The 12643-nt window shown below is 68.8% G+C and carries 11 protein-coding genes and 1 pseudogene; 3 read left to right on the forward strand and 9 right to left on the reverse strand.

From position 1 onward, the window contains the following. Positions 1–347: hypothetical protein (locus tag GVY64_RS11025; protein WP_159840427.1), on the forward strand; the 347-nt coding region annotated here is incomplete at its 5' end. Positions 348–404: 57 nt separating this feature from the next. On the opposite strand, the gene GVY64_RS11030 is transcribed toward GVY64_RS11025, so the two are convergent. The 4 genes and pseudogenes from GVY64_RS11030 to GVY64_RS11045 all read right to left on the reverse strand — a co-directional run bounded on the left by GVY64_RS11030 (position 405) and on the right by GVY64_RS11045 (position 4984). Further along, positions 405–1337 (reverse strand): undecaprenyl-diphosphate phosphatase, encoded by a 933-nt coding sequence (locus GVY64_RS11030; protein ID WP_159840428.1) that lies wholly within the window; start codon positions 1335–1337, stop codon positions 405–407. A 328-nt stretch (positions 1338–1665) separates the two neighbouring features. Then, positions 1666–2040: pseudogene (locus tag GVY64_RS11035) on the reverse strand (4-hydroxy-2-oxovalerate aldolase); the annotation flags it as partial. A gap of 218 nt (positions 2041–2258) precedes the next feature. Further along, on the reverse strand, positions 2259–2957 hold the full coding sequence (locus GVY64_RS11040; protein ID WP_159840429.1) for a hypothetical protein: 699 nt from the start codon (positions 2955–2957) through the stop codon (positions 2259–2261). 1283 nt (positions 2958–4240) lie between these two features. Continuing rightward, positions 4241–4984: an IclR family transcriptional regulator gene (locus tag GVY64_RS11045; protein ID WP_159840430.1), complete on the reverse strand. Its 744-nt coding sequence runs from the start codon at positions 4982–4984 to the stop codon at positions 4241–4243. Positions 4985–5440: 456 nt separating this feature from the next. Here GVY64_RS11045 and GVY64_RS11050 point away from each other — a divergent pair, with 456 nt between their 5' ends. Next, on the forward strand, positions 5441–5698 hold the full coding sequence (locus tag GVY64_RS11050) for a hypothetical protein (RefSeq protein ID WP_159840431.1): 258 nt from the start codon (positions 5441–5443) through the stop codon (positions 5696–5698). A gap of 305 nt (positions 5699–6003) precedes the next feature. On the opposite strand, the gene GVY64_RS11055 is transcribed toward GVY64_RS11050, so the two are convergent. From GVY64_RS11055 to GVY64_RS11065, 3 genes are all read right to left on the reverse strand, one after another. Then, positions 6004–6144, reverse strand: coding sequence for a hypothetical protein (locus tag GVY64_RS11055; RefSeq protein ID WP_159840432.1), 141 nt, complete (start codon positions 6142–6144; stop codon positions 6004–6006). A 229-nt stretch (positions 6145–6373) separates the two neighbouring features. After that, positions 6374–7402 (reverse strand): cytochrome d ubiquinol oxidase subunit II, encoded by a 1029-nt coding sequence (locus GVY64_RS11060; protein WP_159840433.1) that lies wholly within the window; start codon positions 7400–7402, stop codon positions 6374–6376. Positions 7403–7405: 3 nt separating this feature from the next. Continuing rightward, entirely contained in the window at positions 7406–8827 is a 1422-nt protein-coding gene (locus GVY64_RS11065) for a cytochrome ubiquinol oxidase subunit I (protein WP_159840434.1), read from the reverse strand. Positions 8828–9072: 245 nt separating this feature from the next. Between GVY64_RS11065 and GVY64_RS11070 the strand changes: the two genes are divergently transcribed. After that, positions 9073–9474 (forward strand): hypothetical protein, encoded by a 402-nt coding sequence (locus GVY64_RS11070; RefSeq protein ID WP_159840435.1) that lies wholly within the window; start codon positions 9073–9075, stop codon positions 9472–9474. 58 nt (positions 9475–9532) lie between these two features. Here GVY64_RS11070 and GVY64_RS11075 read toward each other — a convergent pair whose 3' ends face one another. Next, a complete protein-coding gene (locus GVY64_RS11075; RefSeq protein ID WP_201297974.1) occupies positions 9533–10756 on the reverse strand; it encodes an FAD-dependent monooxygenase in 1224 nt (407 codons plus the stop codon). Between the two features lie 793 nt (positions 10757–11549). Beyond that, entirely contained in the window at positions 11550–12638 is a 1089-nt protein-coding gene (locus tag GVY64_RS11080) for an NAD(P)-dependent alcohol dehydrogenase (RefSeq protein WP_201297994.1), read from the reverse strand. Between the last annotated feature and the right edge of the window lie 5 nt (positions 12639–12643).

Genomic DNA, 12643 nt, shown 5'->3' on the forward strand with positions numbered 1-12643 from the left:
GCTCCGGCTCGACCGACGCGCTGGACTGGCTCGCCCTCGACGACCCCACCCTCGTCGCCGAGATCGCCGCCGAATCCCCCCGCCCGGTCACCTACGCCCACCGCACCCGCGCCCTGCGCGGCAGCGACGCGGCTTTCGTCGGGGAGCAGATCCTGAGCTACGACGACTTGGCGGCCGCCTCCGCGCAATTGCGCGACCGCGCCGAACTCACCTACGAGTCCGAAATAGTGCAGCACGAGGAACCAGGATCGTCGGCCGCTTTGATCGAACTGGTCGCCGCAGGCACGGTCGGCGCATCGGTCGTCCTGGACGACGACAGTGCGGTGCCGACGGGCGAATGCGCGTAACCGGTTGATCGGCCCGGCTCGCCGGAGCCGGGCCGATCAACCTCCGGCGAGGCGATCTCAGCCGAAGTGGACGAGTGAGACAGTCCCCGCGGCAATGCAATACACCGCGAACGGCAAGAGGGTGCGGGTCTGGAAGTACCGCTCCAGGAACCGTACTGCCAGCCAGGACGACAGCCCGGAGACGATCGCGCCGACCAGCACCGGCCCTCGGATGCCGTCGGTCTCCGGGCCCACCAGTTCGGGAATCTCGAGCAGACCCGCGCCCAGAATCGCCGGGGTGGCCAGCAGGAACGCGAACTTGGCCGCGTGCTCGTGCGCGAGACCACGCCACAAACCGCCGACCATGGTCAAGCCCGCGCGGCTGAAACCGGTCAGCAGCGCGCCGACCTGGGCGAAGCCGATCCCCAGCGCATCCGGCGCCCCGAGGGCGGCCAGCGGCCGATCGGATTGGCGACGGGTCTCCGCCTCGGCGGTGAGCGTGCCGCGCCGGGCCTCCTGCCGGGCGAACCGTCGGCCGTATTCGGCCAGGGACGGCTCGTTTCGTCGGCGCAGTCCCTCGCCGATGATCAGCACGACACCGTTGAGCGCCAGGAAGAAAGCGGCGTAGACGGGCGTCCCGAACACGGCGTGCAGCGGATGCTCCAGCAGAAAGCCGAGGACGCCGACGGGAATGGTGGCGATGACGATCAGCCACGCCAGCCGCTGGGGAATGGTGTCGAGCCGCCCGGTGCGCAGCGTGGTGAACAGACCCGCGACGATCGCGCACCAGTCGCGCCAGTAGTAGCCGAGCAGCGCCACCGCGGTCGCCACGTGCAGCGCCACCACGAACGCCAGATACGGTGCGCCGGACTCGCCCTCGCCGGTGAGCTTCGCCCAATCGCCGCCCAGCCATGCCGCGACCAGCACGGAGTGGCCGAGGCTGGAAATCGGGAACAGTTCGGTGACACCCTGCACCGCACCGATGACAGTCGCTTGGAAGTAAGTGAGCATCGTCCCCGAGTCTCGCACGCCCGCAACGCAATCATGGGAGGGCCTCCGCTCGGCCGGGAGCCGGTCGGCGACGACAGCTGTCCCGCCGCGGCCTCGCACCGCTGCGGCAGTGCCGTGCAGTCGAAGCCGCGGACGGACCGCTCAGGACGGCGAGCCGGTGTCGGGAGCCGGTCGATCGGAAGGAATCGACCGGCGGTCGGCAGCGAGGGGGTAGGTCTGTCGAGCGCCGGAGTGTGCAGGTGGCGATGACGTTGCGGCGCTGTGCGTCCGGATCACATCCGCGGGCCCGAACGGTGTCGACGACCCACCATCGGAGAGGTCGACGCGTTCAGTCCGCGGCGCGGCCGGTTTCGGCGAGCAAGTCGAGTGCGATGTCCACGATGAGATCCTCTTGCCCGCCCACCAGCCCGCGGCGTCCCGCCTCGAGCAGGATCGTGCGCACGTCTATCCCGTAGCGCCGCGAGGCGGTTTCGGCGTGCCGCAGGAAGGACGAGTAGACCCCGGCGTACCCGAGAGTCAGGGTTTCCCGGTCGACGCGCACCGGGCGATCCTGCAATGGCCGCACCAGGTCGTCGGCGGCGTCTTGCAGGGCGAACAGATCGCAGTTGTGCTTCCAGCCGAGCAGGTCGGCGACGGCGACGAACGGTTCGATCGGGCAGTTGCCCGCACCGGCCCCGTGTCCGGCGAGCGAGGCGTCCACGCGATCAGCGTGGCAGGGCCGTCCCACCGGTTCCATCCCGATGCCCACGCGGCCTCCGTCCGCGCGGCCGCCGAGGGCATCGGACTCACCCTTACCCGGCGGGCTCGAATGTTGCGCATACCGCCGCCCTGAGCGGAGCGCACGAAGAAGACCCCGTCCGGCCCGGCAGCCGGACGGGGTCGACTGTCCCCCAGCGACGTCGCTGGGATCCTTCCCACTATCTACTTGGCCGGCGCCACTGGCGGCTGGTTGATCGTGGTGAAGTACTGGATCGCGGCACCGAGCGCCACCGGAGCGGTGACCAGGATCTGACCGGCCACGGTGCCGAGCGCGCCGACGGCGATGATGCCGCCGAGGCAGCCGATGGCCGCCGCCGGGATGAACGCACCGAACAAGCCGACGATCGTCGAGGCGGCGACGGTCGCCCCGGCGATGCCGCCGAGAACGCAGCCGACGGCGCCGCCGCCGAGGCCGCCGACCAGGGTGCCGATGGTGGCGCCCATGGTGATCGTGCTGGTCAGTCTCGTCCAGGCCGCCTGCTCACGGTCGTAGTCGGTCTTCCAGGGCGCTTTGTCCTCGAACGGCAGGGCGACCGGCTTGTAGACCGCGTGCGCCAAGTCGAATCGCGGGGTCAGCGTCGCGGTGCGATCGGCGATGTCGGCCGCGATCGGGAACTCGAAGTCATCCACCCGGAACGTCAGCGGCATGCCGGTGAGCACGGCGCCGTTGGCAGCCTCGACCTTGAACACGCCGTCCTCGACGACCATGGAACCGGCATCGGTCGTGACGATGGACTGGGTGTCGGTGGCGCGTGCCGTGAAGCCGACGGCGTCATCCGCTTCGGGCTGGGCACCGGCCGAGCCGGAGGCGATCCCGACCGCGGCGACGAGACCGGCGGCCACCGTAACGATTTTCCTCATCTTTTTCTTTCCTCTCGGCTTCCTTGTGGGTTCGGGCGCGCCGAGTGCGCCGCACGCCGGACGCGGATCACGTCCGGCACCTCCCGCCGTGATGTGCCATGGGGTCCAGGTGCGACCCACATCACTTCTACGCAGGAACTAGTGGCACGGTGCCCGACCACGGTTTACGCGGTCAACGCATCCGGTCCGCTCAGCGGACCCGACCGGGTCGAGAGTGCTGATGTTCGGAAATTCGAGACGCTTCGCGCAGGTACCGGAGTCCCACTTTCGAGCACGACGGCATCGCCGAGGCGCGGCACCGGAAGCCGCGAACATCCGCTGAGCGGGGTGCGGGGACCAGATCCGCGAGGGGCACGCTAAGCGATCTTGGCTATCGCGCAGCGGGCACTACGGCAGTTAGCCGCGAGTGACCTCTTTGGTGAGGGTGACTGGGGTGAAGGCTCTTCCGCCAGAAATCCGGCGGTAGCGAGTTATGGCAGATGGTGCGCCGCGATCTGCCATAAATCCTTAACGCCGGATTTCCGGCCGACGCTCCCTATCCCGTGCTGCGCTCGGCAGACGGTCGCCGATTGTGGGATCGGCCGTGGCCAGCGCCTCGGCGATCGACATACCTGTGCGTTCGGCGAGAATCAGCCGCTCCCGAACTTCGTGCGGCGTGCGGGGCCGATAGCCAGGACCGGTGCCACAGCAGCCGCCGTAGAAGTTCAGCCCGGAAGTGAGCACGGCCTCGAGCGCTCGCCACCCTGTCTTGTCGACCTTCCTGGGCACCTCCAGGTGCGGCCCGGCGTCGATGAGATCCCCACGGCATTGCGGGCAGTGCTCTGGCCCATGTCCGATCGAGTGTTTGTAAGAAACCCGGCAGCGCAGGCACACCAGATGTGTCCGGCTGGGGTAGATACACATGTGGGCAGCGTACATTCGCGGCTCTATCGGGTCGAGCCATTCCTGAGCTGGACGGCACAAGGCCCAGACTCTGAGAAGTCACGCCCCGATCGGTCGACTCAGTACCGAATCGACCACTTCCGCGGCCGTGTTCAACTCTGCGCCGGCGTCTGCCAAGCATCGTTCGCAATCGCTCAGCACCCGGCCTGCCGGGCGATACCCTCGCCGGGTGCCCTACAAGCCTTCCCCCGCACCGCAGATGTGGCGCACGGCAGAGCATGAGGTCCGTACGACCCCACATGCCTGAGCGTCGTCGTAGCAACCTGGTCGCGGTGTGGCGACGGCTACGTCGGCACGCGGCAAGAATCGGCCGGATGGACGAACTCCCCGGCCGACGTCCGCTAGGCCGAGCGCGCCGGCGAGCCAAGCGTCCGATTGATTCCGAGACCCGCGGACTTCAGCTGAACCGACATCCGGTCGAGGTTCATCCGCGCAGTGGTCGTGGACATTCCCACCGCTCCCACCAGCACCGATTGCGGGCCGAACACGGGGACTGCCGCACTCACCACGCCGAGGGATACCTCTTCGGCCTCCACAGCCAGCATGTTCTGCCGCACGGTGGCGAGCTGGCGATACAGTTGCGCGGCCGACGCGACCGTCCGCCGCGTGAACGTGAACAGCCCGTGGTCGACCACTTGTGCGACCACATCGCCGGCGGAGAACGCCAGAATCGCCTTGCCCGTCGCGGTCGCGTACAGCGGCAGCCGCCCCGCCACCCGCGTCGGGATCTCCACCGCGCCGTGACCGGACAGCTTCTCGATATAGAGCACATCCAGACCGTCGCGGATCGCGAAATGCACCGTCGCGCCGGTCGCGCCCTGCAGTTCCTGCAGATACGGCAGGGCCGCGTCGCGGAGAACCCGTTGCGTGGGCACCAGCTGCCCCAGCTCGAACAGGCGCAGGCCGAGCCGATACTTCGTTCCGGCGCGTTCGAGGACACCCCACTCGACCAGAGCGTTCGCCAGCCGATGCGTCGTCGCCTTGGTTACGCCGCTGCGACGGGACAGTTCGGTGAGCGACAAGGCCACCGAGTCGGCGTCGAACGCTTCGAGCAGCAACCGCGCTTTGCCGAGTACCGATTGCATAAGTCGAGCGCCTCCGACGAACCCAGGCGGTCCACTCGCCGGACCAAGTGCGGACACCATACCGTTGCGTATTCGTCGCTGACGATTTACCCACCGCGGTGCTCATGCGCTCGAAACCGAGCACAGGCAGGCCCGAAACTCGTCGAAGAGAAGTTCGCTGTCGGGTTCCCACGAGGTATATACATCTGTTACATTACCGATGCGGAGCCTATATAAACACCTGCTGCTCTTCGTCCGCACGACAAGGCCGTCGCAAGGACATCCGACCCGACAATGACGTCGGAAGGCCGACAAAGCCGTCGGCCGCCCAACGGATAGCGCCACACCGCCAGGTGCAGGCCCGCCCTCGCATCACCCGGCGTCCAGGCGAGTCGCGCTGCGCGGTGCGGAAAAGGCCGCAACAATCGTGGGCGACTCGCCGCCAGATCGGACATTGAGCCGGAGGAAACCATCGACATGCCGATCAACTTCATGAGTGGGCTCGATTTGATCGCCGCGCTCGACGCGCGCAATGTCGAAGCCCACCTCGCCGATGCCGTCGAGGGCTGTACGGCATGCGCCACGACCTCGCGGCCTGGGCCCGGGTGCCCCGCCGGCCTCGCCGCGCAGATCCGCGTCGCCGACTCCGCACCGTCGACGCTGACGGCGATCGAACTGGTTGACAGACTACTCGCCCTGCGCCGGTCACCGGAGCCAGAAACCTCCGGCCGGTAGCACGGCTGCACAACGCACCAGCGCGGCATCTGCCGGCAGGCCGGTTGCGGTCGCCATGCACGAGCGACTCCTGTCCGTCGTTCAGGCGCCGCGGCATCTACTGCGAGTCCTCGCGGGAACGCCCGCGCGGTCGAGCGGGCATGCAAGCCGCACCAGACGTCGGCACCGCGTCTTCGGTCGTCAGCGGCGTGATTCGAACGGTCGCTCCCAGAAGATGCGGCGCAGCGCTCGAAGGTCCGCGATCCGGTCGACACCAGGCGACCGGCGAACGCAGCCGCGACGGGACGCGAGCCGTCGGGATGGCGTCAGCTCTGCGTCGTGGTCTGCGTGCGGGGGAATCGGTGGCCCATGACATCCGCCCACCATGCGCTCAACGCGCTGGACTCGGGCCAGATGATCCGGTCTCGGTCGTCGTCGATGCTGGGCACGTTCGCGTCCTCGATCACGATGCAATCCTTTGCGCCATCAATCCTTCGGAAGAAGCACCTCCCGCTCCGGTCATCGAGCGGTGGCACTGATTGCGTACCGGCGCGACCGCGCTGTCGGGCCGATACGTGCACCGGGTACCACCGCGGACCGTAAACAAACCGTTCTTCCGGTACCCGCCCCGAATCTCCGTCACACGGTTCTCCTCCGGCGAGGGTAGGTCTCGGGCCAGGGCATTTGATCGGACTTCTACGCGTTCTCCGGGGATCGAGCGGGCTCGTCGCGGACCCACGCGTCGGTCTGGGTCAGCCAGAACAGATAGGCCAGCGCCGGGAGCACCGTGACGGCGGCGACCGCGACCACGGCGAGCAGTCCGACCAGGGTCGCTCGCGCACCCGCGGCATCCGCGATGAGCATCTCGTCGACCAGGATCCACGGCGTCTGCGCGACCGCCCACCCGACGACGATCGCGGCGACCGCGACCGTCGCGGGCACGCGGGCCCACGCGAATCGGCGCCGGTACACCAGCACCAGGGTGAGTACACCCGCGGCGGCCGAGAGCGCGATCAGCGGCAAGGCGCGCCCGAGCAGTCCAGCGCCCAGGGTCGGTGCATCGTGCCGGATCGGAGCGATCGCGGCGATCGCGACCGCGCCGGTCACGCCACCGACGATCAGCGTGCGGGAGCGCAGGTAACCGGCGAGCGTGTCGTCGCCCGAACGAGCGGCGTCCGCGGTGAGAAAGACCCCGGCCAGGAAGGCGGACGTTCCGACAGCCAGCGTCCCGCCCAGGATGGATGTCGGATTCAGCCACGAATGCACCCGGTCGCCGTACCCCTCGGCGGGCACCCGGCCGGACGCGATCGCGCCGACGGCGGTGCCGAAGAAGAACGGCGTGATGAGCGACGCGCCGGCGAACAAGGCGCCGAACAGGCGAGCCTGGCGCAGGGTCGCGGAGTACTTGCGGAACGCGAAGTTCGCCCCGCGCAGCACGATACCGAGCAGGGCCAGGCTCATCGGGACGAACAAAGTGGTCATGATCGCGGCGAACGCCGTCGGGTAGGCGGTCCACAGGAACACCAGGATGTAGATCAACCAGACATGATTGGCTTCCCAGACCGGCCCGATGCTGTAGTCGATGAGCACGCGCAGGCGGCTGCCGCGCCGGGGCCCGCCCGCGGTCAGGTCCCAGAATCCGGAGCCGAAGTCCGCGCCGGCGAACAGCGCGTACAACACCACTCCGGTGAACATCGCCGTCGCGACCACGTCCGAAAGGTCCATCGGTCAGGGCTTTCCGACGCTGCGGGCGCGCTGCGCCTGATCGACCGGCGACGCTCCCGGCCCGTACGGGGCGGTGATGGTCGTGGCGCCGGTGCGCCAGCGCCGGGCCATCGAGCGCAAGACGACGATCGCACCCACCGTCATGCCGATGTACACCAGCAGCACGCTGATATAGCTCCACCACAGGCCGGTGCTCGTGCTGGCGGCGTCGGTGGTGCGCAGCACCTGCCACACCGTCCACGGCTGGCGGCCCACTTCCGTGGCGATCCAGCCGCACTCCAGCGCGAGAATCGCCAAGGGCCCCGCCGCTACCGCAGCGCCCAGGAACCAGCGTTCGGCCAGCAGGTCGCGCCGCCGCCAGCGCAGCAGCCAGAACACGGTCACCATGAGCGCGAGCAGGGTGCCGATGGCGACCATGCTCTGGAAGGCGAGATGGGTGAGGTTGACCGGCGGCCGATCCTCCGGAGGTATGGCGTCCAGACCGGGGACCGGGGCGGTCAGGGAATTGCGGGCGATGATCGAACCCAGGCGCGGAATCTCGAGCGCTCCCCTGACCTCACCGTCGACGAGCATGCCGCCCAATCGCAACGGGGCAGGCCCTTCCGCGACGGGGGCGAGTTCGAACGCGGCCAGCTTGGACGGTTGCGTGTCGTGCACGCGCATCCCGAGCACATGTCCGATGAGGGGCTGCGCGAGCGCAGCGACGGTTGCGAAGACGAACGGGACGGTGAATCCCAGCCGGTGATGTGCGTCGCGGCGTCCCCGCAACAGACCGGCCGCGTAGACCCCGGACACCAGGAACCCGACCACCATGAACGCTCCGACCCACATGTGCGCGAACTGCAGATAGACGCCGTCGTTGAACATCGCGCGCCACGGGTTCACGTCGGTCACCTCGCCGTCGACGACGCGGAAGCCGGTCGGGTTGTTCATCCACGCGTTGACGCTGACGACGCAGAAGGTGCCGACCACCCCCGCGAGGCCCATCGGCACGAGCATGGCGAGGTGCAGGCGGGGCGCCATGCGACCCCAGCCATAGAGGTAGATGCCCAAGAAGATCGCTTCGATGAAGAACGAGAGCCCTTCGAAGGCGAACGGCAAGCCCAGCACGTCGCCGTAGCGTCCCATCAGTCCCGGCCACAACAGGCCCATTTCGAAGCTCAGCACCGTTCCGGAGACCGCGCCGATCGCGAACAGTATCGCCGACACCGTCGCCCACCGTTTCGCCAAGCCCAAGGCCGTACGGTCGTCGCGCACGATGCCACGGCGATGCACGACGTAGATCATGGCGGGGAACGCGACCCCGAAGCAGGCGAGCACGATGTGCCAGCCCAGTGAGAATGCCATTTGCTGGCGCGCGGGCAGCAAACCGGGCGGACCCTCTGCCGACGCCTGGTAGAGCGCGGCGAGCGTGCTCGACACCATGGCAGCCCCTTTCCGCATTCGCGGGCGCCGCATGCCTCACGCGCATCCGGCCCTTCCGCGGATATCCCCCTTTTGCACCTCGCCAACCACGCGAAGTAGCACGGATCCGAGTGCTCGGCGTAGCGGAGCCATCGCGTGGAGAGCGCTCGAGTGGCCGACTCGCCGCGAACCTGATGGGATCGGGGCAGGGAGGATTGCCGATGCCGAATTCTCGGCGTGATCGACGCCGATGGTTGTCCGGGGTCATGGGCGGTCTGGTCGCCACGATGTCGGTGGTCGGATGCGACACCGGCGACGGTCCGCCGGCCGGGTTCCCAAGCGACGCCACCACGTCGCCGGTGGCGCCGTTGCCGCCACAGCCGTGGACACCGGCCGAACTCACCTATCATCCGTGCAGCGTGCTCGGCCCGGACGATGTCGCCCGCTACGTGCTTGCCATCAGGAGGATCGTTCTATCTGGGAATCGCCGTATCCGGGATAGCGACGGGCGTCGACTGGGACGTGTGCGCCAAAACCGTCGACGTCGCCACCACTATCGCCGCACGCCTGCGCTGACCGGAGATTGCGGTGCATGGTGCTCGATCGGCCTACGCCAGACCATGCGGTTACCGCCCGATCTCGACGCACTCCTGCATCCGGCGGCATAATCCCGCCGGATGCTGCGCTTGCCACGGATAACGGCCTGTTGTCCGTGCCAACGCGAACCTACGGGTTGACCGACAAGGTGCCCCGCGGCCCGGCAGTGGCCCCGGAGTCCGGCACCCCCGCGTAGTCGGGCAGTTCGACGCCGTGGATGGCACGTTCGATCAGTTCGGTGAACCATTCGCCCTCGAAATCGGGACTCGGCTCGACGTCCGGGCCGGGGACGTCACGGCTGCGCGCGTGCAACCGGCCGATCTCCTGGTTGGCCTCGACGAACGAGCGCATCCGCCGCTCGTAGCCGCCGAACCCGGCCTCCGGGTCCCATCCGGCGGCAGCCAGCTCTCCGGCCAGCAGGTAGGCGCCGACCAGGGCCAGCCCCGTGCCCTGCCCGGACATCGGCGACGAACTGAACGCCGCGTCCCCGAGCAGCCCCACCCGCCCGCTCGACCAGCGCTCCATCACCACCTGGGCGACCTGGTCGAGGTAGAAGTCCGGGGAGTCGTCCAGGTGCGCGAGGATGCGCGGGGTCAACCAGCCGAGGCCCGCCATCCGCTCACGCAGCAGACGCTTCTGGGCCGCGACATCACGGTAGTCGACTTCGAACTCGATTGCGGGGAAGCAGAACATGGCCATAGCCCGGGTGGCGTCCTGGATCGGCCGCAGGCCCGCGGAGCGCCCGGACTCCTGGTACTCGAGCAGCCAGCGGTCAAGCCCGAACTCGTTGGGCACACTGTAGAAGGCCAGTACGTGCCCGAGATGGCGGACGAACCGCTCGCGCGGCCCGAAGACCATCGCTCGCAGCGCCGAGTGCAGCCCGTCCGCCCCGACCACCAGCTCGAATCGCCGCCGGTCGCCGCCCGCGAAGACCACGTCTACCCCGTCGACGTCCTGGGTGAGCTTGGCGATCCGGTCACCGAAGACGTATTCCACACCGTCGCGGGTGTCGTCGTAGAGCACCCGGGACAGGTCCCCGCGCAGGATCTCGATCTCCGCGATGAAACCGTCGCCACCATCGTCATCCGCGCGGTAGGTCTCCAGCACGTTCCCATCCACGTCCACGGTGTGTGCGCCGGCGGTCTCGGTGCGGGCCGCGCGCACAGCCGCGTCCAGCCCCATCCGCCGGATGACCTCCTTGGCCACCCCGCGCGCGTCCACCGCCTGCCCACCGGGCCGCAGCTCGGCGGCCCGCTCCACCACGGTCACCTCGGCCCCCCGCCGGCGCAGCCAGTGCGCCAACGCGGGCCCCGCGATACTCGCCCCCGCCACCAACACCCTGATACCGCTCACCGCGCCCCCTGTGTCCTCGTCCGGATGGTTTTGCTCGGGCTCGCGTCGTCGGTCACGCCCCGAATTCTGTTCACCGCGTCAGCGCTTATGCCGTCGAGCGATACGTAAAAGCCCGGAGTCGACTTCCGCATCCAAGTACCTCAATCTGTTTCTTCCCGCGCTGGAACGGTCCCGGCACGGGCTCACCGCTGTCGATGTATCCAGCGGTATCGACGACGGATCCACGCAGAATTCATCGGTGCAGCCGAATAGTCGGTGCAGCCGAATAGCTGTCGACGCGCCTGCGAACGCCCTGGACCCGGCATAATGGTGCGCCTCGCCGGCCACGTCCCAGTCGCCGGACACACTTGCCAACGACGTCGGATTCGCCGATGCCAAAAGAAGTCGGCCGCGCGGTCGAACGCCTGGCCCGCAATGCGGGGAGTGCTTCGAGCCGGCCGGCCAGTTCTGGGCGGGTGGGGGATGTCCGGGCGTGCCCGATCCGCACCGGCGGCTTGGTCGGGCGCGTCGGGACCACCGACAGGGTGGGGCGACGGCTGCTGAGCCGCACACAGCCCCGGGCGCGGTCGCGATCATTTTCGAGTCCTCCGGCCGAGGCAAATGCTGCCGGAACGTCGTCGGATGTCACCGCGCTGCGAACACCGGAAACGTGCGGAATGAGTCGGCTTGCCCGATTCGGCAGAACCCGTGCCATTGCCCGGCGCAGCGCCTGGCGGACCGTGTCGCGACAACCCGGAGCGGCGCCGCTCCGGCGGGAACAGCGACGCGCCGCGCACGCCTGGCTTCCGTCACCTCACCAGGTAAGGACCGGTTTGACGACCATGCCCGCACGTTGGTCCGCGAGCGCGGCATTGATGTCGGAATGCGGGTACGTCGTGACGAGCCGGTCGATGGGGAACCGTCCGGCGGCATGCAGGTCCAGCAGGTGCGGGATGAAGGTCGCGGGCACCGCGTCGCCTTCCAGGCAACCGCGAATCGCTTTGCCGCCCATTACGATGTCCCGCAGGTCGATCTCGGGGACCCCGGTACCCAGGCCTACCGCGACGACGGTGCCGCCGATCGCCGCTCCGGCAGCCGCGGTGGCGAGCACCCGCGCCGACCCGGTGGTGTCGAGAGCGTGCGTCGCCCCGCCGTCGGTCAGCTTCCGAATCGCGGGCACGACATCGTCGGCTGCCGGATCCAGGGCGGCGGTGGCTCCCAGTTCCAGCGCAAGCGCCCGCCGCTCCTGTGACGGTTCCACCACCACCAGTTCGGCGACCTCGCACACCAGCGCCGCCAGCACGCCCGCCATCCCCACCGCGCCCGCGCCGTAGACGACGACGCGGGAATCCCCGTCCGGGCGCAGCACGTTGAGCACCGCTCCGGCGCCGGTGAGGAACCCGCAGCCCAGCGGGGCGAGGACGGTCGGCTCGACTTCGGTGTCGACGACCACGGTGTTGTCGGCGGTGGTCAAGGCATACGCGGCGAAGCTGGATTGCCCGAAGAACCCGTCCCGCACGGGGGTTCCCGCGACGGTGACCCGGGCGGATCGGTCCGCCCGGGCGCCGAATTGATTGAGTTTCACCGCTCGCACGCAATACGCCGGCCGTCCCGCTCGGCAGTTGCGGCACGTGCCGCAGTGCCGGAAGGTCAGCACGACCCGGTCGCCGGGCCGCACACCGGTCACCGCCGCGCCGACGGCCTCCACCACTCCGGCGCCTTCGTGCCCGAGCAGCACCGGATGGTCGGTCGCGCCCGCCGCCCTGGTGACCAGGTCGGTGTGGCAGATACCGGTGGCCTGGATTCGGACGCGGATCTCGTCGTCCCTGGGGTCGTCGATCTCGACGGTTTCGACGGTGAACGGCGCGGCCGGGTCGCGCGAGAGCACCGCGGTGGTGGTCACCATAG

The sequence above is a fragment of the Nocardia sp. CY41 genome, assembly GCF_009829325.1.
Lineage (GTDB): Bacteria > Actinomycetota > Actinomycetes > Mycobacteriales > Mycobacteriaceae > Nocardia.

What these genes read in the sequence shown, in the direction of transcription:
- GVY64_RS11030 (WP_159840428.1), bottom strand. Translation starts at nt 1,337, where the DNA reads ATGCTCACTTACTTCCAAGCGACTGTCATCGGTGCGGTGCAGGGTGTC.
- GVY64_RS11040 (WP_159840429.1), bottom strand. Translation starts at nt 2,957, where the DNA reads ATGAGGAAAATCGTTACGGTGGCCGCCGGTCTCGTCGCCGCGGTCGGG.
- GVY64_RS11045 (WP_159840430.1), bottom strand. Translation starts at nt 4,984, where the DNA reads ATGCAATCGGTACTCGGCAAAGCGCGGTTGCTGCTCGAAGCGTTCGAC.
- GVY64_RS11050 (WP_159840431.1), top strand. Translation starts at nt 5,441, where the DNA reads ATGCCGATCAACTTCATGAGTGGGCTCGATTTGATCGCCGCGCTCGAC.
- GVY64_RS11060 (WP_159840433.1), bottom strand. Translation starts at nt 7,402, where the DNA reads ATGGACCTTTCGGACGTGGTCGCGACGGCGATGTTCACCGGAGTGGTG.
- GVY64_RS11065 (WP_159840434.1), bottom strand. Translation starts at nt 8,827, where the DNA reads ATGGTGTCGAGCACGCTCGCCGCGCTCTACCAGGCGTCGGCAGAGGGT.
- GVY64_RS11070 (WP_159840435.1), top strand. Translation starts at nt 9,073, where the DNA reads ATGGGCGGTCTGGTCGCCACGATGTCGGTGGTCGGATGCGACACCGGC.